Annotated in this window: 21 protein-coding genes; 10 read left to right on the top strand and 11 right to left on the bottom strand. The window is 70.3% G+C overall.

What is annotated here, in order from left to right:
* Positions 1–88: 88 nt before the first annotated feature.
* Positions 89–1,093, top strand: coding sequence for a threonine/serine dehydratase (locus tag ABZ848_RS35385; protein WP_360838600.1), 1,005 nt, complete (start codon positions 89–91; stop codon positions 1,091–1,093).
* The gene (locus ABZ848_RS35380; protein WP_360838598.1) at positions 1,093–1,461 is read left to right on the top strand and encodes a RidA family protein; all 369 of its coding nucleotides are present in this window, start codon (positions 1,093–1,095) and stop codon (positions 1,459–1,461) included. The genes ABZ848_RS35385 and ABZ848_RS35380 overlap by 1 nt, the downstream gene beginning before the upstream one ends.
* A 163-nt stretch (positions 1,462–1,624) precedes the next feature.
* On the opposite strand, the gene ABZ848_RS35375 is transcribed toward ABZ848_RS35380, so the two are convergent.
* From ABZ848_RS35375 to ABZ848_RS35355, 5 genes are all read right to left on the bottom strand, one after another.
* On the bottom strand, positions 1,625–2,338 hold the full coding sequence (locus ABZ848_RS35375) for a GntR family transcriptional regulator (RefSeq protein ID WP_360838596.1): 714 nt from the start codon (positions 2,336–2,338) through the stop codon (positions 1,625–1,627).
* A gap of 80 nt (positions 2,339–2,418) precedes the next feature.
* Entirely contained in the window at positions 2,419–2,808 is a 390-nt protein-coding gene (locus tag ABZ848_RS35370) for a PPOX class F420-dependent oxidoreductase (protein ID WP_360838594.1), read from the bottom strand.
* A 101-nt stretch (positions 2,809–2,909) separates the two neighbouring features.
* Positions 2,910–3,716, bottom strand: a complete 807-nt coding sequence (locus tag ABZ848_RS35365; protein WP_360838592.1) for an amino acid ABC transporter ATP-binding protein — start codon at positions 3,714–3,716, stop codon at positions 2,910–2,912.
* 5 nt (positions 3,717–3,721) lie between these two features.
* Entirely contained in the window at positions 3,722–4,537 is an 816-nt protein-coding gene (locus ABZ848_RS35360) for an amino acid ABC transporter permease (RefSeq protein ID WP_360838590.1), read from the bottom strand.
* Between the two features lie 41 nt (positions 4,538–4,578).
* Positions 4,579–5,451: a transporter substrate-binding domain-containing protein gene (locus ABZ848_RS35355; RefSeq protein ID WP_360838588.1), complete on the bottom strand. Its 873-nt coding sequence runs from the start codon at positions 5,449–5,451 to the stop codon at positions 4,579–4,581.
* Between the two features lie 479 nt (positions 5,452–5,930).
* Between ABZ848_RS35355 and ABZ848_RS35350 the strand changes: the two genes are divergently transcribed.
* The 8 genes from ABZ848_RS35350 (at position 5,931) to ABZ848_RS35315 (ending at position 14,444) form a co-directional block, all read left to right on the top strand.
* Entirely contained in the window at positions 5,931–6,980 is a 1,050-nt protein-coding gene (locus tag ABZ848_RS35350; RefSeq protein ID WP_360838587.1) for a proline racemase family protein, read from the top strand.
* Between the two features lie 46 nt (positions 6,981–7,026).
* Positions 7,027–8,271, top strand: a complete 1,245-nt coding sequence (locus ABZ848_RS35345; RefSeq protein ID WP_360838586.1) for an FAD-dependent oxidoreductase — start codon at positions 7,027–7,029, stop codon at positions 8,269–8,271.
* Positions 8,272–8,422: 151 nt separating this feature from the next.
* On the top strand, positions 8,423–9,340 hold the full coding sequence (locus ABZ848_RS35340; RefSeq protein ID WP_360838584.1) for a dihydrodipicolinate synthase family protein: 918 nt from the start codon (positions 8,423–8,425) through the stop codon (positions 9,338–9,340).
* Positions 9,340–10,413, top strand: a complete 1,074-nt coding sequence (locus ABZ848_RS35335) for a proline racemase family protein (RefSeq protein WP_360838582.1) — start codon at positions 9,340–9,342, stop codon at positions 10,411–10,413. Before ABZ848_RS35340 ends, ABZ848_RS35335 begins: the two co-directional genes overlap by 1 nt.
* Positions 10,413–11,912: a gamma-aminobutyraldehyde dehydrogenase gene (locus ABZ848_RS35330; protein ID WP_360838580.1), complete on the top strand. Its 1,500-nt coding sequence runs from the start codon at positions 10,413–10,415 to the stop codon at positions 11,910–11,912. The genes ABZ848_RS35335 and ABZ848_RS35330 overlap by 1 nt, the downstream gene beginning before the upstream one ends.
* A gap of 19 nt (positions 11,913–11,931) precedes the next feature.
* A complete protein-coding gene (locus ABZ848_RS35325; protein WP_360838579.1) occupies positions 11,932–12,705 on the top strand; it encodes an SDR family NAD(P)-dependent oxidoreductase in 774 nt (257 codons plus the stop codon).
* On the top strand, positions 12,702–13,460 hold the full coding sequence (locus ABZ848_RS35320) for an SDR family oxidoreductase (protein ID WP_360838578.1): 759 nt from the start codon (positions 12,702–12,704) through the stop codon (positions 13,458–13,460). Before ABZ848_RS35325 ends, ABZ848_RS35320 begins: the two co-directional genes overlap by 4 nt.
* Positions 13,461–13,523: 63 nt before the next feature.
* Complete coding sequence (locus tag ABZ848_RS35315) at positions 13,524–14,444, top strand: ornithine cyclodeaminase family protein (protein WP_360838576.1); 921 nt, start codon at positions 13,524–13,526, stop codon at positions 14,442–14,444.
* A gap of 9 nt (positions 14,445–14,453) precedes the next feature.
* Here ABZ848_RS35315 and ABZ848_RS35310 read toward each other — a convergent pair whose 3' ends face one another.
* Genes ABZ848_RS35310 through ABZ848_RS35285 form a run of 6 tightly spaced genes read right to left on the bottom strand, consistent with a single transcriptional unit; the run spans position 14,454 to position 20,817 of the window.
* A complete protein-coding gene (locus ABZ848_RS35310) occupies positions 14,454–15,305 on the bottom strand; it encodes an SDR family NAD(P)-dependent oxidoreductase (RefSeq protein ID WP_360838574.1) in 852 nt (283 codons plus the stop codon).
* Between the two features lie 12 nt (positions 15,306–15,317).
* Positions 15,318–16,478, bottom strand: a complete 1,161-nt coding sequence (locus tag ABZ848_RS35305) for an acyl-CoA dehydrogenase family protein (RefSeq protein WP_360838572.1) — start codon at positions 16,476–16,478, stop codon at positions 15,318–15,320.
* Positions 16,479–16,493: 15 nt separating this feature from the next.
* Entirely contained in the window at positions 16,494–17,702 is a 1,209-nt protein-coding gene (locus ABZ848_RS35300; RefSeq protein WP_360838571.1) for a CoA transferase, read from the bottom strand.
* On the bottom strand, positions 17,699–18,229 hold the full coding sequence (locus ABZ848_RS35295; RefSeq protein WP_360838569.1) for a MaoC family dehydratase: 531 nt from the start codon (positions 18,227–18,229) through the stop codon (positions 17,699–17,701). The genes ABZ848_RS35300 and ABZ848_RS35295 overlap by 4 nt, the downstream gene beginning before the upstream one ends.
* Before the next feature lie 15 nt (positions 18,230–18,244).
* The gene (locus tag ABZ848_RS35290; RefSeq protein ID WP_360838567.1) at positions 18,245–19,432 is read right to left on the bottom strand and encodes an FAD-dependent monooxygenase; all 1,188 of its coding nucleotides are present in this window, start codon (positions 19,430–19,432) and stop codon (positions 18,245–18,247) included.
* Between the two features lie 8 nt (positions 19,433–19,440).
* Positions 19,441–20,817, bottom strand: coding sequence for an MmgE/PrpD family protein (locus tag ABZ848_RS35285; RefSeq protein WP_360838565.1), 1,377 nt, complete (start codon positions 20,815–20,817; stop codon positions 19,441–19,443).
* Positions 20,818–20,865: the final 48 nt, after the last annotated feature.

Here is a 20,865-nt window from a genome sequence, read left to right as displayed (position 1 = left end):
AGAGCCAATTGAGCACCCTGACATTCCCTCTCGATCCGTTCAGAGCCGAGAGCGCTGGTTCCCGCACCGGCGGACTGCGGACGGCGTCATGACGACCGACGCAGCGGAGGAACTCGTGGGCGAAGGGTCGTTCAGCGCTGACCTGGTCCGGGAAGCGGCCCGGCGGCTCCACGGCGTCGCGCACCGTACCCCGGTTCTCACCTCCGGCACGCTCGACCGGATGAGCGGCGCGAGCCTTGTGCTCAAGGCCGAGAACTTCCAGCGGACCGGCTCCTTCAAGTTCCGTGGTGCGTACAACGCTGTCGCCGGTCTCAGCCGGGAGGAGCGCGAACGCGGGGTATGCGCCTTCTCATCGGGCAACCACGCCCAGGCGGTGGCGCTGGCGTCGGCGCTCCTGGGCACCCGCGCGACCGTTCTCATGCCCGATGACGCCCCCCAGGCCAAGCGTTCGGCCACAGAGGGGTACGGCGCGAGAGTGATCGCCTTCGACCGCTACCGGGATGACCGCGCCGCGCTCGCGGCGTCGCTCTCCGAGCGCGAAGGGCTCACGATGGTGCACGCCTTCGACGACCACCGCGTCATGGCCGGCCAGGGCACGGCTGCCCTCGAACTGATCGAGGACGGCGGGCCGATCGACGTCCTCATCGTGCCGATGAGCGGCGGCGGCCTCATGGCCGGATGCGGGACCGCGGCGCGGGAGCTGCTTCCGGGCGTCGAGCTGGTCGGCGTCGAGCCGGAGACCGCGGACGACACCGCCCGCTCCCTCGCGGCCGGGCAACGGGTGCAGATCCCCATCCCGCACACCATCGCCGACGGTCTCCAGGCCGACATGCCCGGGGAGCTGACCTTCGCCGTCAACAGGCGCCAGGTGGACGAGATCGTCACGGTCTCGGACTCCGAGACCGTGGAAGCCATGCGGCTGCTCTTCGAGCGGCTGAAGTTGGTGGTGGAGCCCTCCGGGGCCACTGCGCTGGCCGCGGTGCTGGCCCACCCTTCCCGTTTCGCCGATCGGCGCGTCGGAATCATCGTCAGCGGCGGCAACGTCAATGCCGACACGTTCGCGACGCTCATCGCCAGTTCCAAGGAGAAGTAATGGCAGCCACGCACTACGACACCGAAAGCCGCCCCTACCGAGGGTCGGTCGCCGCGCACGGCCTCGTGTTCCTCTCCGGCCGGCTCGGCATGCGGGACGGAGTCCTGCCCGAAGGCGTTCCCGAGCAGACACTGCAGGCCGTTCGCAATGTCGAGAGCGAGCTCGCGGCGCAGGGCCTGACACTCGCCGACCTGGTCAAGGTCACCGTCTTCCTCGACGACATGGCCGACTACGACACCATGAACAGCGCCTACCTCCAGGCCATGCCCACGCCTCTTCCCGCGCGCACCTGCATCGGCGTGGACGCGCTGCCGTACGGCGGCCTGGTGGAGATCGAAGTTGTTGCCGCGCGGCAGGCCCCGGAATGAGCGCCAATTGGTGAACGCCCAGTTCAACCACGAGGACGATGGCCCATCCAGTTCCAGGCGCTGCGCAGGCACCTGAACCGCGCCGAGACCTCCGAGCAGCTGCACGCCGCGCTCAGCCCCGCCGGCTGCTCGTCGACGAGCAGCCGGCGAGCCCGGTTCCGTCTCAGGCGACAGGGTTCTGGGCCTGCTTCTTCCGTTCGGCGAGCAGTTCGATGAGTTCGCCGGCGCTCGCCATGGTGTGGCGCTCCACCTCGGCGTCGATGGTGGCCGGGTCGCCGTCGAGGATCGCGTCGATGAGCCGTTCATGGACGTGCAGGGCGCGGTCGGGATCGGAACGGGTGCTCTCGTCGACCGAGATGGCGATGTTTATCTGCGCTTCCACGGTCGGCCACAGGCGTTCCAGCATGGTGTTCTCGGAGGCGGTCCACACGGTCCAGTGCAGGTTCACGTGGGCCTGGTGGAGGCGGTCCGGATCCTGGGCGTCGTGGGCCGCCTGGTACTCCTCCCAGCTGCGCCGGAGTGTCTCCTTCCGGGAGCCGTCCGGATCGTCGGCCAGAGCCCGGGCCGCCAGTTTTTCCAGGGCGACGCGGACCGCGGCCACGTCGGTGATGAACTTCTCGTCGATGTCGGTGACGACGACTCCGCGGTACGGCTGCTGTTCGAGGAGTCCCTCGTGGGTCAGCTGGTAGATGGCCTCACGCAGGGTCGGACGGCTGACCCCCATCTGCTGGGAGATCTGGACCTCCCGGAGCCGTTGACCCGGTCCCAGTTCTCCGGCCAGGATGGCCCGCCGCAGCTCGTTCACCACGGCGTCGCGCCGGGTCTGGTTGTTGACCGGCCGGGGCCCGGTGGTCGGCTGGGGGGCTTGGTCACTCATTCGGTCCTCCGCAGATTGTCAGACCACATAGTAGCCGTCGCCGTGGCCCTGGCCGTCGCCAGGCCCTCGCCACGGCTGTTTCAGCCGCCGTACTCGGTGACGCGCTCGGCACTGATGGTGACGACCACTCTGGGCGACGCCGCGGTCTCCTGCCAGGGCTCGCCCTCGTACTTGTGGGAGAGTTCGTCGATCAGCTCCGGCCCGCCGTCCCGGGTGATGGTGACCGGACCGCGGACCACGGCGTAGACGTAGGGGTTCTCGCGGTCGGTGATGAGGATGCCGGCGCGGGGGTCGCGCAGCAGGTTGAGGTGTTTCACGCGGCCCTCGACGGTCGAGAAGGCGATCCCCTCGTCGGTGGGCTTGACCCAGACCACGGTCTGCTGTGGCAGGCCGTCCTTGCCGATCGTGGCGAGCGTCGCGAAGTTCGGCGCGGCGGCCAGCTTCCGTGCCAGCTCGGTGAGTTGGGGCATGTCGGTGACCTTTTCGGTGGGGGCGGGGTTTCCGGAGCGGGGTGGTGGCAGGCCCCCGGGGGGAGGAGTGTACGAGGGCCTGCCACCGGTCCCGGAGCCGGTCAGAAGCGGACGGCGTCGATGAAGGCCCGGAGTCCTGGTGTCTGCGGGTCGTTGAAGGCCTGCTCCGGCGGCACGTCCTCCTTGATCAGTCCGTCCTCGAAGAAGCAGATACGGTCGGCGGCCTTGGACGCGAAGGCCATGTCATGGGTGACGATGCCGCAGGCGATGCCCTCCTCCTCCTTCAGCTTGGTGAGGACACCCAGCACCTCGGCCGCCACCGGCGGGTCGAGCGCGGAGGTGATCTCGTCGCACAGCAGCAGCCGTGGGCGCATCATCAACGCCCGTGCGATGGCCACCCGTTGGCGCTCGCCATCGGAGAGCTGGGTGCAGCGGCTGCGCAGGTGGTGGGCCATCCCCACCTCGGTCAGGGCCTGTTCGGCCCGCTCCAGCAGTTGCGCCTTGCTCTCGCCGAGGGTGAGGCGAGGGGCGATGATGAGGTTGTCGAGGACGTTCATGTGGGGCCACAGGGTGTAGCTCTGGAAGATCATCCCGACCTGGCCGCGGAGTTCCTTCCACGCCTCCTGGTACTCGCCGTCGCGGACGACGGCCTGGCCGGCGAGGTCGATGTCCCCGGCGTCCGGCTCCTCGAGACCGGCGATCACCCGCAGCAGCGTGCTCTTGCCGGAGCCGCTCTTGCCGATGAGGACGGCGATCTCGCCGCTGCCGATCCGGAAGTCGGCCTCCTTGAGGACGGGCCGGCCGTGGAAGGACTTGCACACGCCGCGCGTGCTGACGAACGCGCCGTCGGGCTCCGCGGCGACCGCCGTCTCCGGTGTCTTGTCGAGGATCGGGTTGGTCTCTGTCATCGTGATCAGACACCTTCCGGCTTGAGAGCGGACTTCGCCACGGACTTGAGGGCGGGGTTGGCCAGAGCCGGCGGCCGCTGCCCGGGGCGCAGCCGTCCGAGTGTGCCCCGCAGCCCGGGAGTGGGCGGCTGGGCGCCGCGCGAACCGCTGGTGAGCAGTCGGCGCTCGATGTAGCTGGTGAACAGGGTCGCGGGGAAGGCGATCGTGAAGTACATGACGGCGACCAGGGTGAAGATCTCCATGGGCCGGTAGGTCTGACTGGAGAGGATGTTGCCCTGGAAGGTCAGGTCCGCCAGGCCCAGCGCGGAGACCAGGGAGGTGTCCTTGAACATGCTCACGTTCAGGGACAGGATCGTGGGGATCTGCTGGCGGAAGGCCTGCGGCACGATGATGTGCCGCAGGATCTGCACCCTGTTCAGGCGCAGCATCTGGGCCGCCTCGACCTGCTCGACCGGCACGGACTGCATGCCGGCGCGGTAGGTCTCCGACATGAACGCGGTCAGGTGCGCGGTGAGCGCGATGATGATCGAGAGCTTGCCGGGCAGGTTGACGCCGAGGAGTGCGGGAAGGCCGTAGAACACCCACAGCAGTTGGACCAGCAGCGGCGTACATCGGAACACTTCGATGTAGAGCTGGGCCGGCCAGCGGATGACCTCGATCTTCGACATGCGGGCCACGGCGAGCGGGAAGCCGAGGACGGTGCTCGCGAGGATCACGATCGCCGAGATCTCCAGGGTCAGCCACAGGCCGTCCAGGAGGGTGGGCAGGGCGGGCCCCCAGACGCTCCAGTCGGGCGAGTAGGCCAGGTTCAGGGAATCCACGGATTGCATCACGGGCTACCTCCGGGAGGACGTCGGCCGGTTCAGGGCTTGATCTGGAGGCTGCCGAGGGCGTCCACCTCGCGGTAGCCGGCGTCGGCGAAGGCGCGGGCGATCTCGCCGCTGGCCACCGAGTTGTCGACGGCGACGTTGAGGATGTCCATGGAGCGGGCGTCGATGTCGGCGGGGACGCCGTAGGCGACGTGGTGGACGAAGATCGCCGGGTCGGGGACGACGATGCCGAAGGACTTGTCCTTGGTCGCGATGTCGACGGCGGTGCCGAGGTCGGCGAAGACGGAGATGGCCTTGCCCGCCTTCACGGCGGCGGCGGCGTTCTGGTTGGTGTCCACGCGCAGTTCCTCCGCCTTGGCCTGCTGCAGCGCCGCGTCCAGCGCCGAGCCCTGCGTGGTGGCGATGGGCTTCTTCGCGTCGAGGATCTGCTGGCCGGTGGTGTAGTCGCTGTCACGCTCGACCAGGAACACGCCCGGGTAGGACCACGAGCCGTTGGTGAAGCGGATCGCCAGGCTGCGCTCGACGGTCTGGTCGAGGTCGGCGGCGACGTCGTACTTGTCCGCCTGGAGTCCGGCGACGATGTTCTGCCAGGTGGTCGCCACCGTCTTGATCTTCACGCCGATGCCGTCCGCGAAGTTCTGCAGGGGGATCAGGTCGGGGCCGGTGCAGGTGCCGTCCGCCTTGACGGTGACGGTCGGCGGGGCGTCGGCACAGCCGACCCGCAGCACGCCCGCCTTCTTGACCTTGTCGACCCAGGCGGCCTTGGAGGAGTCGCCCGAGCTGGCGACGGTCTGGGTCGAGCCGCCGTCCGAGCCGGTCTTGCCGCCGAAGTAGCCGGCCAGCCAGGCCAGGACGAGAACTCCGATCACGTAGAAGGTGTACCTGCTCTGCTTGGTGAGGGCCATGGCTGGTGCTCCAGTGCTAGGGCTGAGTGATGCAGGGGTGCAGGAGTGCGGGGTGCGGGGGCACGGCAGGGGGTCCGGTCGGTCCGGGGTGCGCGGCGTTGCGCCACACCATGTGCGAGCGAGCCGTAGATTGTCAGACACGCAGCAAGATGCCGGAAGGTTAGGAACGTGACTGGCCGGTGTCAATAGCCGAAATCGTGATGTTCCGATCCGGCGATCAGCGGGCGGCGGGGCCGACGACAGCAGCCACCCCCGTCCCGATCATGGGCTTGACCTGGACGTAAGGCGCGATCCCGGCGACACCTCCGGCGCCGGGCGGCACAGCGCTCCGTACGCGTGAACAGGTCGGGAAATGAGTGGGTGACCGTTCCGGATCGGTCGATTCATCCGCCGTCGGGCATTGACCGCACCGCGGCGCCCGGTCTAGCGTCAGCCCCACCGCCGATTGTTTGACAATCTGCGATCTCGAAAGGAACGCCATGAGGTTCAGCCGTACCTTGAACGTGGTGGACGCGCATGCCGAGGGCGAGTCCGGCAAGGTCGTCGTCGGCGGGGTCGGCCAGGTCCCTGGAGAGCGTGTCTTCGACAAGATGCGCTACTTCGAGGAGCACCACGACCAGCTGCGCAAGCTGCTGCTGCAGGAGCCGCGCGGAGCGATGTGGCACAACGCCAACGTCGTCCTGCCGTCCAACGACCCGGCGGCCGACATGGGTTACATCATCCTGGAGTCGACGGAGTATCCGGCGATGTCCGGCTCCAACACCATGTGCGTGGCCACGGTGCTGCTGGAGACCGGCATGCTGCCGATGACCGAGCCCGTCACCCACCTCACGCTGGAGGCACCGGCCGGCCTGATCCGCGTCGAGTGCGAGTGCGCCGACGGCAAGGTGCGGCGGGTGAAGTTGGTCAACCAGCCCGCCTTCGTCTACCACAAGGGCGCCGACCTGGACGTCCCCGGGCTCGGCCGGGTGACCGTGGACATCGCCTACGGCGGCATGACCTTCGTCTTCGTGGACGCCGAGGCGCTCGGCTTCAAGCTCGACGTGAGCGAGGAGGCGGAGCTGTGCGAGCTCGGACAGCGCCTGAAGAAGGCCGCCGTGCACCAGCTGGACGTGAGCCACCCGGAGAACCCGCTGATCCCCGGCATCACCAACACGACGTTCACCGGCCCGCTCCACCACGAGCGGGACGAGACCGGCGCCGAGATGATCCGCTCCAGGAACGCGACGATCGTCTCCCCCGGCCGGATCGACCGCTCCCCCTGCGGCACCGGCACCTCCGCCCGCCTGGCCGTCCTGCACGCGTACGGCCTGCTGGAGCAGGGACAGCTCTTCCGGCACGAGTCGCTCATCGGCAGCCGCTTCGACGCACGTATCGAGTCCACCACCACGGTCGGACCGTACGACGCCGTCGTACCGAGCATCGCCGGACGCGCCTGGATCACCTCCTTCAACCAGCTGGTCCTCGACCCGACGGACCCGTTCCAGAACGGCTTCGTGGTGGGGCGGCCCTGGGCGCCGGAGGTCTGACCGTGCCGCCGATCATTCGACACTTTGCAAGGAGGGACGCGACCCCATGCGGACCATCGTTGTAGGAGCCGGCGCCGTCGGCCTGGCCGCCGCCTACCGGCTGGCCGCCAGTGGCTGCGAGGTGACGGTTCTCGACGCCCGCCGCGCGGGCTCCGCCGCCTCGCACGGCAACGCGGCCAAGATCGCCCTGGCGGAGAGCGGCCCCGTGCCCGCGCCGGGCGTGATCCTGCAGTCCCTCAAGTGGATGCTCAAGCCGGACAGCCCGCTCTACGTCAAGCCCTCGCTCAACCCGTCCTTCGTGAAGTTCATGCTCACCATGGCCCGGCACTGCACCACGCGCGACTTCCGCGCGGGCCTGCAGACAACCCTGCGCCTCGCCGAGGGCACCATGGACCTCCTCGACGACTGGGCCAGGGACGGCGTCGCCTTCGAGATGCACAAGGCGGGCGTCCTGCTGGCCTTCGAGACGCGGGAGCGTTACGAGGAGCAGCTGGCCTCCCTCGACATCTTCGAGGCCTTCGGCATGGTCGCCGAACACCTGCACGGAGACGCCGTACAGGCCAAGGAACCGGTGCTGAACAGCCGTACCAAACACGGCCTGTTCTTCCCGGACGACCGCCAGGTCGAGCCCGACTCCCTCACCCAGGGCCTGCTCAAGCGGTGCACCGAACTCGGCGTCGAGATCCACGAACACACGCCCGTACGCCGTTTCCTGCGCCAGGGCCACGCCGTCACCGGCGTGCTCACCGACAAGGGCGAGTACTCCGGCGACACCCTGCTGCTGGCCGGTGGCGTGTGGACCGCCCGGATGGCCGCCCAGCTCGGCGTGCCGCTGCCGATCCGGCCGGGCAAGGGCTACAGCGTCGACTACGTGCCCTCCCCTGTGCCGCTGCGCACGCCCCTCACGCTGGAGGACGCCCGGGTCGCGGTGACACCAATGAACGGCTTCCTGCGGCTCGCGGGCACGATGGAGTTCGGCGGCCTGGAGGAGAACGTCAATCCCAGGCGGGTCGCCGCGATCAAGCAGGCCGCCGCGGACTCCCTCGTCGGCTGGGGCGACCCGCCGGGAGAGACCAGTCCGTGGGCCGGACTGCGCCCGATGACCCCGGACGGCCTGCCGGTCATCGGCCGTCTGAATCCCCTTCCCAACGTCTACGTCGCCTCCGGCCACGGCATGCTCGGGCTCACCCTCGCCCCGGTCACCGCCGAGATCATCGCCGAGGCGATCACCACGCGCCGGCTTCCGGCGGTGGCCGAACCCCTCTCACCGAGCCGCTTCACCCGCCGGTGACACGCACACGCCCGCAGTGGCCGGCGCCGAGCCGCAGTGTCCGCCGGAGACCCGCGAGGGCGCCGTGGCCGCAGGTGACCTGCCAGGTCCCAGAAGCCCCCGGCTTCCCCGTACCGCCCCTTTCCCCCATGCTGACCCCAGGAGTCCCTTCATGAGCGCCCCCCAGTTCACCGGCATCCTCGCCGCCGTCGTCACCCCGCTGACCCCCGACGGTTCCGCCGTCGACGCCGAGGGCGTGCGGCGCCAGGCCGAGCACATCATCGGCGGCGGCATCCACGGGCTCGTGCCCGGCGGCAGCACCGGCGAGTTCACCACGCTGACCCTCGACGAGCGCAAGCGGGTCACCGAGCTGTACGTCGAGGCCGCGGCCGGACGTGTCCCGGTCGTCTCCGGGACGGGCGCGCTCAGCACGGCGGACACCGTGGAGCTGAGCGTGCACGCGGAGAAGGCGGGCGCCGCCGCCGTGATGGTCGTACCGCCGTTCTACGACGCCCCCAGCTTCGACGAGCTGCTCGGCTTCTTCGGCGCGGTGTCCGACGCCGTCGACATCCCGATCATGTACTACAACATCCCGTCCGCCACCGGCGTCAACCTCGCGCCCGAGGAACTCGCCAAGCTGGCCCGGGAGACCGCGGTCACCTCCTACAAGGACACCGGCGGCGACTTCGCGTGGTTCTCCGCCGTCCAGCAGGAGCACGCGCGGGACATCACCGCCCTCAACGGCTGGGACACCCTCACCTTCGCCGCGCTGGCGAGCGGAGCGCAGGCGGGCGTGTGGGGCACGGCCAGCGTGATCCCCGCGCTCTGCGCCGAGCTGTACGACGCCCTCGCCGTCCGGGGCGACCTGCACGCCGGCCGTGAGCTGTGGGCGAAGATCTTCCCGATCTGCCGGTTCCTGGAGTCCCACAACTACGCGTGCGGCATCAAGACCGGCCTGGACCTGGTCGGCGTCGGCGCGGGCCCGACCCGGCGCCCGGTGCTGCCGCTGGCTCCGCAGTACCGCGCAGAGTTCCGGGACCTGCTCGTCGCCGCCGGTGTCGCCGTGGCCGAGGAGAGCGTGGCCGCCTGATGTCCTCCTACGGCCGCATCCACGCGATCGACGTCCATGCCGAAGGCGAGCCGGGCCGCGTGCTGATCGGCAGCCATCTGCACGTCAAGGGCGCCACGATGGCCGAGCGGCTGCAGTACTGCGAGAAGCACCTCGACGACCTGCGCCGGCTGCTGCTCCAGGAACCGCGCGGCTACCCGGCCCTGTGCGGCGCCCTGGTGCTGCCGCCGGCCGACCCGGCCGCCGACTTCGGCCTGGTCGTGCTGGAGCAGGGCGGCTACCGCCCGATGTCCGGCTCCAACCTCATCTGCGCGGTCACCGCGCTCGTGGAGACGGGCGCGGTGCCGGTGAGCGAGCCGGTCACCGAACTCACCGTGGACACGGCCGTCGGCCTCGTCCGGGTCCGCGCCGAGGTGTCCGGCGGCAAGGCCACCCGGGTCACCTTCGCCAACGTCCCGGCCTTCGCGGTGGCCCTCGACCACGAACTGGACCTGCCCGAGTACGGCCGCGTCCCGGTCGACATCGTCTTCGGCGGCCAGTTCTTCGTGCAGGCCCGCGCCGCCGACCTCGGCCTCACCGTGGAACGCTCCTCGGCGAAGCAACTCGCGCGCGCCGGGGCGGTGTTGCGTACGGCGGCCCAGCAGCAGTTCCCGGTCAGCCATCCGCTCAACCCCGGCATCGACCAGATCTCCCTGACGATGATCCACGGCCCCTCGCCCACCCCCGGCGTCTCCGGCCGCAACACCGTCGTCCTGCCCAACGGCCCGGTCGACCTCGCCGACCCGGCCACCTGGACCGGCTCCCTGGACCGCTCCCCGTGCGGCACCGGCACCTGCGCCCGCATGGCCGCCCTGCACGCACGCGGCGAACTCCCCCTCGACACCCCCTTCGTCCACGAGTCGATCATCGGCACCACCTTCACCGGCACGCTGCTCGACACCACCCAAATCGGGCCGTACGAGGCGGTGCTGCCGACGATCAGCGGACGCGGCTGGATCACCGGATTCAACCAGTACGTCCTGGACGCCACCGACCCCTTCCCGCACGGCTACACCCTCGGCGACCTGTGGGGCGCCGCCGAACAGGAGCGCTGATGGACACCCCCGAGACCACCGGAACGCAGTTCATCGCGGGCAAGCGCCGCCCCGGCACGTCCGGCGAGGAGTACTCGGTGACCGACCCGGCCACCGGGGAGGTCCTGGCGACCGACACCCTGGCCGGCGCCGAGGACGTCGAGGAGGCGGTGACCGCCGCCCGCACGGCCTTCGCCGACTGGTCGCGCGCGACCCCCGTCGACCGCTCCGAGGCGCTCCTGCGCTGGGCGGATCGACTGCAGGCGCGGGCCGAGGAGTTCGCCGAGGTCGAAAGCCGCAACGCCGGCAAGCCGATCCGGCTGACCCGTGACTTCGACGTCCCCGGCACCATCGACAACGTCCGCTTCTTCGCGGGCGCCGCCCGCAACCTGGAGGGCCGCGCCTCCGGCGAGTACTCCGGCAACCACACCTCCACGATCCGCCGCGAACCCATCGGCGTCGTCGGCTCCATCGCCCCCTGGAACTACCCGTTGCAGATGGCGGCCTGGAAGATCCTCCCGGCCGTCGCCGCGGGCAACACGGTCGTGCTGAAGCCGTCCGAACTCACCCCGCTCACCTCGGTGTTGTTCGCCGAGGCCGCCCAGGAGGCCGGCATCCCGGACGGTGTCGTCAACATCGTCACCGGCACCGGACCCGTCGCCGGACAGGCCCTGATCACCCACCCCGACATCGCCATGGTCTCCTTCACCGGCTCCACCGCCGTCGGCCGCCAAGTCGCCGCGCAGGCGGCCGGGTCGGTCAAGCGCGTCCACCTCGAACTCGGCGGCAAGGCGCCCTTCGTGGTCTTCGACGACGCCGACCTGGAGGCCGCGGCGCGCGGTGCGGTGGCGGGGGCGCTCATCAACGCGGGCCAGGACTGTACGGCGGCCACTCGCGCGTATGTCCAACGGCCGCTGTACGAGGGGTTCGTGGCGCGGGTCGCCGAGCTGATGGACGGCGTGCGGCTGGGCCCGGTCGGGGACCCCGCCACCGACATGGGCTCCCTGATCTCGCTCCGGCAGCGCGACAAGGTCGCCGGCATAGTCGAGGAGGCCCGCCGGGCCGGAGCCACCGTGGTACGCGGCGGCAGGATCCCGGACGGCCCGCTCGGCCGGGGGGCCTACTACGAGCCCACCCTCATCACCGACGCCGCCCAGGACTCCGCCATCGTGCAGCAGGAGATCTTCGGCCCTGTCCTCGTCTGCCTGCCCTTCGACGGCGACGACGAGGCACTCCGCCTCGCCAACGACACCCCGTACGGACTCGCCGCCTCCGCCTGGACGACCAACGTCTACCGCGCCGGGCACGCGAGCCGCGAGATCCAGGCGGGCTGCGTCTGGATCAACGACCACATCCCGATCATCAGCGAGATGCCGCACGGCGGCTACAAGGCCTCCGGCTTCGGCAAGGACATGTCCGCGTACTCCTTCGACGAGTACACCAACGTCAAGCACGTCATGGCGGACATCACCGGCGCCGCTCACAAGGGCTGGCACGACACGGTCTTCACCAGTGACTGAGACGGCGGAGGGAAGGGTCGTGACCCACTCCGTAGCGGCCTCCCGCTTCAGGGGGAAGGTCGCCGTCGTCACCGGCGCGGGCGGCGGCATCGGATCCGCGATCGCCCGGCGGCTGGCGCGCGAGGGGGCCACCGTCGTGGTCTGCGACGTCGACGGCGCCTCTGCGGACAAGACCGTCGCGGAGATCACCGGGGAGGGTGGGAAGGCGGAGGCCGCGTGCTTCGACCTCGCCGACGCGAGCGCGTGCGCCCGGGCCGTCGAGGACGTGGTCGCCCGGCACGGGCACCTCGACGTGCTGGTGAACAACGGGGGCGTCAACCGGCGCGGCGACCTGCTCGCCCTCTCCGAACAGGACTGGGAGACCAGCTTCGCCGTCAACGTGCACGCGCTGTTCCACCTGTGCCGGGCGGCGCTGCCGCACATGGCGGCACGCGGCGGTGGGGCCATCGTCAACACCGCCTCGCAGTGGGGGTTGCAGCCGGCGCCGGTGCACATCGCGTACAACGTGACGAAGTCCGCCGTCGTCGCCTTCACCCGCAGTCTCGCCCGGGACCACGCCCACCAGGGCGTGCGCGTCAACGCCGTCTGCCCGGGGGAGATCCGTACGCCGATGGTGGAGGCGCATCTCGCCCGGACCGGACGCACCGTCGCCGACCTCGATGTCCTGGTGCCGTTCGGCCGCATCGGGACGCCGGAGGAGGTCGCGGCGCTGGTCGCGTTCCTCGCCTCGGACGAGGCGCCGTACATGTGCGGGTCCATCGTGGAGATCACCGGAGCGCAGGCGGTCGCATGAGCGGAACGACATCCCCCAGCGGCCTTCTCCTTGCCGGCAAGACGGTCCTCGTCACCGGTGCCTCGCGCGGTATCGGCCGGGCGACCGCGCTCGCCGCCCACCGCGAGGGCGCCCACGTCGTCGCGCACTGGGCCAGCAGTGAACAGGCCGCCCGTGACCTCCGGCACCAACTCGGCGACCGGGGCTGCCTGGTGCGCGCCGATCTCCGCGACCCGGGCCAGACGGAGGCCCTGTGGCAGGAGGCCGTCGCCTGGCGCGGCCAGGTCGACGTGCTGGTCAACAACGCGGGGGCCTGGCTCGGGTCGCCGCTCGACGACCCGGCACAGTGGCGCCAGGGGTGGGCCGACAACCTGGCCCTCAACCTCACCGGCCCGGCCGACCTCAGCCGCAACGCGGTGCTGCACTTCCGTGAGCGCGGCGGGGGCATCGTCGTCAGCGTGTCCAGCCGTTCCGCACACCGGGGGGACGACGGGGACCACTTGGCCTACGGCGCCGCGAAGGCCGGTCTGCTGGCACTGACCAAGGGCATCGCCCGGGGCTTCGCGGCCGACGGGGTGCTCGCCTACTCCGTGGCCCCCGGGTGGGTCGCGACGGACCTCGCGGAGGAAGGCGAAGTGGACGCGTCGAGCGTGCCGTTGGGCGAGATCACTCCGCCCGGGGACGTGGCCGAGATGATCGTGTTCCTGGCGTCCGGCCGTTCCCGCCACTCGACGGGGGCCACCATCGACATCACCGGCGCGGACTACGTCCGTTGAGACCTTCCCGACATACGGGTTGACCCGGGCCTGGTTCAGGCCCGACGACGAAGCGGAGCTGTCATGACGACCATCACCCTCGGCGAGCGCGAGATCCGTGAGGCCGTGACGATGCACGAGGTGATCGACGCCGTACGGCGGGGGTTCGTCGACCTCGCCGGCGGAGAGTTCGAGATGCCCGTCCGCACTCCGCTGGGGGACGGGAAGTTCATGGTGATGTCCGCGCATCACCGGTCGACCGCGTCAGCGGTGATCAAGACGCTGAGCCTGAACTCCGAACGCAGGCCGGTCATCGCGGGCACCGTGGTCTGGAGCGAGACCGGCAGCCTGGACCACCTGGTCGCCGACGCCGGCGTGGTGACGACCCTGCGCACCGGAGCGGCGGTCGGCGTCGCCACCGACCTCCTCGCCGCGCCGGAGGCCGGCCGGCTGACCCTGATCGGTGCCGGCGCGCAGGCCCCCGACCAGGTCCGCGCCGTCCACGCGGTCCGGCCGCTGTCCCGGCTCACCGTGGTGGGCCGCGATCCGCGACGCACCCAGGCCCTTCTCGAAACGCTGGCACCCGAGTTGGCGGGGGTGGAGCTCCTGGCGTCCACCGACGCGGAGTCGGCCGTCGCGGAGGCCGAGATCGTCTGCTGCGCGACCAACGCGACCAGCCCGCTCTTCCGGGAGTCGGCGCTGCCGGCCCGGGTGCACGTGAACGCCATCGGTTCCTACCGTCCCACCATGCGCGAACTGCCCGACGAACTGCTCGCCTCCTCCACCGTCGTCATCGACGACCTCGACGCGACCCTCGCGGAGGCCGGCGAGATCATCCAGGCCCTCGACGCCGGTGTCATCGCCAAGGACGACCTCACGGAGCTCGGCACCGCGCTGACCGACACCGCCGCAGAGTACGGCGAACGGACGGTGTTCAAGACCGTCGGTGTCGCCGCACAGGACTGGGCCCTCGCCCACCTCCTGGCGGACAAGTTCCTCCCCTGAACCCGCTGCTCACTTCACGCCTGAAGGCTTGCGTACCGCCAGGGGCTCGCCGGTCTCCATGGAGTGCAGCCGGGCCCTGAGGGCCGCGATGCTCTCCTCGGGGTGGGTGAGGACGAAGAAGCGCTCGTTCACAACGGCGTCGACGACCTGGCCCGCGGTGACCGCCGGGTCGAGCGCGTTCTCCTCCATCGCGGTGCGGATCATGTCGAGGACCCTCCGTCGCCGCGGGGACTCGGAGACGCTCACGCCCTGCGGCCGGTTGCGCTCGGAGTCGGCCATACGGGACTTCGTCATGCCGGGCACCAGCAGCGACACCCCGATCGGCTCGCCGCCACCGCGCAACTCGATGTCGAGGTTCTCCGAGAGGGAGTGGACGGCGAACTTCGAGACCGAGTACGGGGTGAACGTCGGCAGGCCCGTGGCGAAAGCCGCGGTCGAGGCGGTGTTGACGATGTGGCCCTCGCCCTGCTCCCGCAGTAGCGGCAGGAACGTCCTGCAGCCGTGCAGGACACCCCAGAAGTTCACGCCCATCACCCATTCCCAGGTCGTGAGCGGGATCTCCGAGAACGTCTCGCCGCTCTCGACACCGGCGTTGTTGCAGACGACGTGGACGGCGCCGAACCGGTCGAGCGTGGCCTGGGCCAGCGCCTCGACGTCCTCCGGGCGCGACACGTCGGTGCGCACGCCGAGCACCTGCGCTCCGCCGGCGGCCAGGGAGTCGACCGCCTTCTCCAGTGTCTCCTCCTCGATGTCCGCGATCACCACCTTCATCCCTTCGGCGGTGAAGCGATGGGCGAGCGCGAGGCCGATACCGCTCGCGCCCCCGGTGACGACCGCCACGCGGTCGCGGAGTTCCTTCATCCCACTGTCCCTTCATCCGACCCGGGAGCGGCCCGCGACCAGGGCCTTCGCCACGACCGTGCGCAGGACGTCGTTGGTGCCCTCACCGATGCTCATCAGCGGTGCGTCGCGGTACAGGCGCTCGATCTCGTACTCGGTGGAGTAGCCGTAGGCCCCGTGCACCTTCATCGAGTCGATGGCGTTGTCCAGTGCCATCTCCGAGGCGAAGATCTTCGCCATCCCGGTCTGGGCGTCCGCCCGTCCGTCGCGTACGGCGGTGGCGGCCCAGTAGGTCATGAGGCGCGCGGCCTGGAGGTTGGTGGCCATGGTGGCGAGCTTGAGCTGGATGGCCTGGAAGTCGGCGATGGGACGGTCGAAGGCGACGCGCTGCTTGGCGTAGGCGAGGGCCTCCTCGTAGGCGCGCTGACCGACTCCGACGCCCCGGGCGGCGATGTTGACCCGGCCCCATTCCAGGGCGGAGAGGGTCTGCTGCATACCCCGGCCCTCGATGCCGCCGAGCAGGTTGGCCGCCGGTATCCGGGCATCGTCGAGGAGGACCTCGCTGGTCTCCGGGCCCTTGTAGCCGAGCTTGGGGATGTCCTTGAGGACCTCGAAGCCCGGGGTGTCCTTCTCGACCAGGAGGACGCTCATGCCGGCGTGCTTCGGTGAGGCGGACGGGTCGGTCTTGACGATCACGGGGAGCGGGTCGGCGTAACGGGCGTTGGTGATCCACAGCTTGGTGCCGTTGACGACGTAGTGGTCGCCGTCGCGCCGGGCGGTGGTGGCGATGCTCTGCATGTCGGTGCCGGCACCGGGCTCGGTGAGGCCGAGTCCCGTACGGCGCTCGCCGGTTGCCAGCCCCGGCAGGAACCGCCGCTTCTGCTCCTCCGTGCCGTGCACGGCGATCATGCGGCAGGACAGGGAGTGGCTGCCGAGGACACCGGCGATGCCCATCCAGCCGCGGGCCAGCTCCTCGAAGACCAGCGCGAAGGAGACCGGGTCGAGGTCGAGGCCGCCGTACTCCTCGGGGACGGTGATGCCGAAGAGGCCGAGTTCCTTGAGGCCGTCGACGATCTCGGTCGGGTAGCGGCCGGACTGCTCCCACTCGCGGGCGACCGGGATGATCTCCTTCTCGACGAAGGAGCGCAGTACGGCCTTGAAGTCCTTCTGATCCTGGGTGAGTTCGAAGTCCATGAGTCTGTGCTGTCCTCAGTCGGTGGGGAGTTCGCCGAAGGCGCCCTCGGCGGCCAGCGCCTCGACCTCGTCGGCGTCGTAGCCCGCGAGCTTGCGGGTGACGTGGGCGAGGTCCTCGTTGCGCAGGGGTGCGCGGCGGTAAGTCGGGCGTACGGGGCCGACCTTCACGGGCGAGGCCATCTGGCGCACGGTGCCGAAGCGGGGGTGCTCGGTCTCCACGATCAGGTCGCGGGCGAGGGTCTGCGGGTCCTGGAGTGCCTGGCTGACGCTGTTGATCGGCGAGCAGGGGATGCCGTCGGCGGTGAGCGCGTCGAGCCAGTCGACGGTGTCGCGGGTGGTGAACTCGGCCTCCAGGAGCGGGATCAGCTCGTCCCGGTACTGGTGGCGGTGGGCGAAGGAGTCGAAGCGCGGGTCGGTGGCCCAGTCGGGGTGGCCGAGGCGCCGCGCGAGCCTCACCCAGAACTTCTCCTTGGGACACGCCACGACCATCCAGCCGTCGCGTGTCTCGAACGCCTGGAACGGCACCAGGGAGGGGTGGGCCGAGTGGCGGGTGCGGGCGGGTTCGTAGCCCTCGTTGAGGTGCCAGGCCGCCGGGTAGTTGAGCAGCGTGACGGCGATGTCGTACAGGCTGACGTCGCAGTCCATGCCGATGCCGTCGTGCCGCGCGGCGTGCAGTCCGGCGAGCAGGGCGAGCGCGGCCACGTAGCCGCCGGTGAAGTCGACCAGCGAGACGCCGCTCTTGGCAGGCGGGCCGCCCGGTTCGCCGGTGAGGTCCATCCAGCCGGCGATGCCCTGGATGAGGTAGTCGTAGCCCGGCTGTTGGCTGCGCGGGCCGGTCATGCCGTAGCCGGTGAGCGAGCAGCACACGATGGCCGGGTTGAGGTGCTTGAGGTCGTCGTAGGTGATGCCGATCCGGGCCGGTACGTCGCCGCGCAGGTTGGAGTAGACGGCGTCGGACTCGCGGACCAGGCGCTCGAACACCTCGCGTCCGCGCGGGTTGGTGAGATCGAGGGAGATGCTGCGCTTGTTGCGGTTGAACGCCTCGAAGAACAGGGAGTCCTCGCCCTCGGCGTACGGCGGGACATAGCGGCCGACGTCGCCGCCGGAGCGGGGTTCCTCGATCTTGATGACCTCGGCGCCGAGGTCGGCGAGGTGCAGGCTGCCCCAGGGGCCGGCGCCGTACTGCTCGACGGCGAGGATGCGCACGTCCGCCAGCGGCCTCACCGCTCCTCCCCCGGTACCGTCAACGGCACTTCGCCCACCGGGAAGACGTCCTGGAGCTGCTCGGCGCCGCGCCTGTGCACCAGGAAGGTGCGCAGGAAGGAGCAGACTTCCTTGCCGTGCTGGTTGAGGGTCCGCGTCTTGACGGTGACGACGCCGGCGGTGGGGCGGCTGGCGCTCTCCCGCTTGCTCACGACGATCGACTCGCTCCACAGCGTGTCGCCCGCGTACACCGGGTGGGTCATGCGGATGTCGTCCCAGCCCAGGTTGGCGACGGCGTTCTGGGTGAGGTCGGTGACGCTCTGGCCGACCGCGATGGCCACGGTGAGGGTGGAGACCACCAGCGGGCGCTTGAACTCGGAACGGGCCGCGTACTGTTCGTTGAAGTGCAGCTGGTTCGTGTTCATGGTGAGCAGGGTGAACCAGGTGTTGTCGGCCTCGCTGACCGTCCGGCCGAGGGGGTGCTGGTACAGGTCGCCGACTTCGAAGTCCTCGAAGAAGCGTCCCTGCCAGCCGGGTTGCACACTCATCTCGTCCCTCCCCGCTCAGACGGTCGCGACCGGGCGGACCAGCAGCGGGGTCTCCAGCTGTTTGGTGAACATGAAGGCCGTCCGCTGTCCCTCCTCGTCGGCGGCGAGCGCCCGCAGTTTCGACAGCTCGGCTTCGAGCCGTGCCGGGTCGCTGGTGTGGAAGAGGAGCTGCTTGTTGGCGGTGGCGCGCGGTGAGGCCTTGTCGAGGAAGGTGCGCCTGCGTTCCTCCGCGTACTTGTCGAGTACGGCGTCGTCGGCGGTCTTCCTGATCACCGCGGCGAGGGCGTCGTAGAGCACGAAGGTGTCGAAGAGCCCGGAGGTCAGGCCGAGGCCGCCGATCGGGTTGGTGGCGTGCGCGGCGTCGCCGGCGAGGAGAACTCGCCCCGCACGCATGGTCGTTGCCGCCCGCTGGTGCATGCGGTAGGGGCGGTGGGCGTCGAGCTCGTATCCCTCGTCGCCCGGCAGGAGCTTGGAGTACCACTCGGGAATGCGCTCGCCGATCCGGTCCTCGGGGGTGTCGGGATGCTCGGCGTAAGTGAGCCTCCACAGGCCGGTGTTGTCGATCTTCGCGATGATGGCGCCGTAGGTCGGATCGATCTGGAGCGTGGAGCGGGCGTAGCCGTGCTTGTCGAAGTCGTAGCGGACGTTCGTCGCGACGAAGACCTCGGGCCAGGTGATGCCCTCGAATCCCAGGCCCAGACACTTGCGGACGGTGCTGCCCGCCCCGTCGGCCCCGATCAGCCAGGAGGCGCGCAGCTGTTCGCCCCCGACATCGACCGTCACTCCGTCTTCGTCCTGCGCGATGCCCGTGACCGACGCGTCGAACCGCACGGTGGCGTTGTCGAACCTGGCGAGTTCGTCCAACGCGATCTCGGCGAGCCGGTGTTGGCCCATGTGGAGGTTGTAGGGATGGGGGACGAGGCCTTCGAGGACGCCGACGCTCATGTCGATGCGCTCGCCGGTCGCGTAGACGTAATAGGTGTACTCCTGCTTGGTGAACCCGGCCTGCTTGGCCGCGTCCAGGAGGCCCAGCCGCTCGATTCCCTCGAGGACCGACCAGTGGTAGACCATCGCGCGCGGCGACTGGACGACGGCGGGTTCCGCCTCGATGACGGTGACCCTCAGGCCGGCCCGGGCCAGGCCCAGCGCGTTGAGGACGCCGACCGGTCCGGCCCCGACGACGATGACGTCGCTGTGGTGCATGGGGTGTCTCACTTTCGCGTGGTGGCTGCCGCGAGGGCGTCCAGGTAGGTGAGGTCGTGCAGTGAGGCGAGCCCGAGCGTCGAGTGCTCCAGCGCCTCCACCTGCTCGGGCGGGAGGCCGTACCCGGCGTTGATGCGGAACTTGTCCAGGACCTCTTCGGGGCTCATGGGGTTCTCGGCGCCCCCGCGCTGCCGGCGGAGTTCGTGTTCGAGGACACGGCCGTCGACGGTCTCGACGCGTACGCCGCCGCCGAACGTGTCCGGGTCGTAGCGGCGAAGTTCGTAGCCGATCCGCGGGGCCAGCGCCGCCACTTCGGGATCGGCGACGGCCTCCGCGGTGAACGACCCGACGTCGAGGCGGCCGGTGACGAGCCGGGTGGCGAGGCAGTAGGGGAGGCTGAACTTCGCGTCGTACGGCGTCCGGGGGTGGACCTTGTCGGCGGCCGGCTCGCTGACCAGCGCGACGCCGGTCTCGTCGGTGAAGCCGGTGATCGACTTGATGTCGTCGGCTTTCAGCGGCGTGGTGGCCAGGAGGTGCGCCAGCGCGTCGACCGGGGCGTGGGTGTAGTGGCAGGCCGGGTAGGGCTTGTAGGCGATCTCGTCGGTGACCCAGCGGGTGCCGAGGTCGGCCGTCTGGCCGTCGAGGTCGTACGACTCCCCGTGCAGGTAGGTGGCGAAGAAGCCCCGGGCGCCCTCCAGGACGGTCGCGGGCCCGGTCGCCCCGTGCGCGGCGAGGGCCACGGCCGAGAGCCCGGCGCGGGCGGCCCACCCGGGGTGCAGCCGCTTGGTCTCGGAGCCGTCGGCGAGGAACTCCAGAAGCCCCGACGCCATGCTTCCGGCGATACCGAGCGCGTGGGCGGTTCGTACGGCGTCCTGGCCCCTGGCGCGTGCGGCCGCCGCGGTGGCGCCGAAGACGCCGCACACGCCGGTGGGATGGAAGCCGCGGGCGTGGAAGCGTCCGCTCGCCGCGGTGCCGAGCCGGACGGAGACCTCGTTGCCGGCGACGATCGCCGCCAGGAGGTCCGCGCCGGTCGCGTCCGCCGCGCGGGCGGCGGTGATGGCGGCCGGTACGACGCCCGCGCTGACGTGCACGACCGAGGTGGGGTGGGTGTCGTCGAAGTCGAGGGCGTGGCACAAGGTGCCGTTCACGAAGGCCGCGTCCGCGGGGGAAAGGCCGTCGGCGCCGATCGCGGTGGCCGGACCGTGTCCGCCGTACTCCCGTACGGAACCCAGCGCGTACGCCGCCTCCCCGAACGCGTGCGCCGCGATGCCGCAGCCGAGGACGTCCAGCGTGTGCAGGAGGGCGTGTTCGGCGGTGGGCGTGGGGATCCGCTCGATCCTGAGCTGTGCGACGAACTCGCTCAGTCGCTCCGAAGAGGTGGCCACGATGCCACTCCGTTCGATAGGCGCTCACTTGTTCTGTGACCGTACATC

It is taken from the genome of Streptomyces sp. NPDC047081, assembly GCF_040643775.1.
Taxonomy (GTDB): Bacteria; Actinomycetota; Actinomycetes; order Streptomycetales; family Streptomycetaceae; genus Streptomyces.
The sequence above is the reverse complement of the archived record's forward strand: the minus strand, read 5'-3'. Positions and strand labels throughout refer to the sequence as shown.

Bases quoted from the DNA above. Each gene is read 5' to 3' on its own strand.
- ABZ848_RS35345 (WP_360838586.1), top strand. From the start codon at position 7,027: ATGCGGACCATCGTTGTAGGAGCCGGCGCCGTCGGCCTGGCCGCCGCC.
- ABZ848_RS35310 (WP_360838574.1), bottom strand. From the start codon at position 15,305: ATGAAGGAACTCCGCGACCGCGTGGCGGTCGTCACCGGGGGCGCGAGC.
- ABZ848_RS35320 (WP_360838578.1), top strand. From the start codon at position 12,702: ATGAGCGGAACGACATCCCCCAGCGGCCTTCTCCTTGCCGGCAAGACG.
- ABZ848_RS35385 (WP_360838600.1), top strand. From the start codon at position 89: ATGACGACCGACGCAGCGGAGGAACTCGTGGGCGAAGGGTCGTTCAGC.
- ABZ848_RS35375 (WP_360838596.1), bottom strand. From the start codon at position 2,338: ATGAGTGACCAAGCCCCCCAGCCGACCACCGGGCCCCGGCCGGTCAAC.
- ABZ848_RS35335 (WP_360838582.1), top strand. From the start codon at position 9,340: ATGTCCTCCTACGGCCGCATCCACGCGATCGACGTCCATGCCGAAGGC.
- ABZ848_RS35290 (WP_360838567.1), bottom strand. From the start codon at position 19,432: ATGCACCACAGCGACGTCATCGTCGTCGGGGCCGGACCGGTCGGCGTC.
- ABZ848_RS35305 (WP_360838572.1), bottom strand. From the start codon at position 16,478: ATGGACTTCGAACTCACCCAGGATCAGAAGGACTTCAAGGCCGTACTG.
- ABZ848_RS35350 (WP_360838587.1), top strand. From the start codon at position 5,931: ATGAGGTTCAGCCGTACCTTGAACGTGGTGGACGCGCATGCCGAGGGC.
- ABZ848_RS35315 (WP_360838576.1), top strand. From the start codon at position 13,524: ATGACGACCATCACCCTCGGCGAGCGCGAGATCCGTGAGGCCGTGACG.
- ABZ848_RS35340 (WP_360838584.1), top strand. From the start codon at position 8,423: ATGAGCGCCCCCCAGTTCACCGGCATCCTCGCCGCCGTCGTCACCCCG.
- ABZ848_RS35370 (WP_360838594.1), bottom strand. From the start codon at position 2,808: ATGCCCCAACTCACCGAGCTGGCACGGAAGCTGGCCGCCGCGCCGAAC.
- ABZ848_RS35380 (WP_360838598.1), top strand. From the start codon at position 1,093: ATGGCAGCCACGCACTACGACACCGAAAGCCGCCCCTACCGAGGGTCG.
- ABZ848_RS35295 (WP_360838569.1), bottom strand. From the start codon at position 18,229: ATGAGTGTGCAACCCGGCTGGCAGGGACGCTTCTTCGAGGACTTCGAA.
- ABZ848_RS35330 (WP_360838580.1), top strand. From the start codon at position 10,413: ATGGACACCCCCGAGACCACCGGAACGCAGTTCATCGCGGGCAAGCGC.
- ABZ848_RS35365 (WP_360838592.1), bottom strand. From the start codon at position 3,716: ATGACAGAGACCAACCCGATCCTCGACAAGACACCGGAGACGGCGGTC.
- ABZ848_RS35355 (WP_360838588.1), bottom strand. From the start codon at position 5,451: ATGGCCCTCACCAAGCAGAGCAGGTACACCTTCTACGTGATCGGAGTT.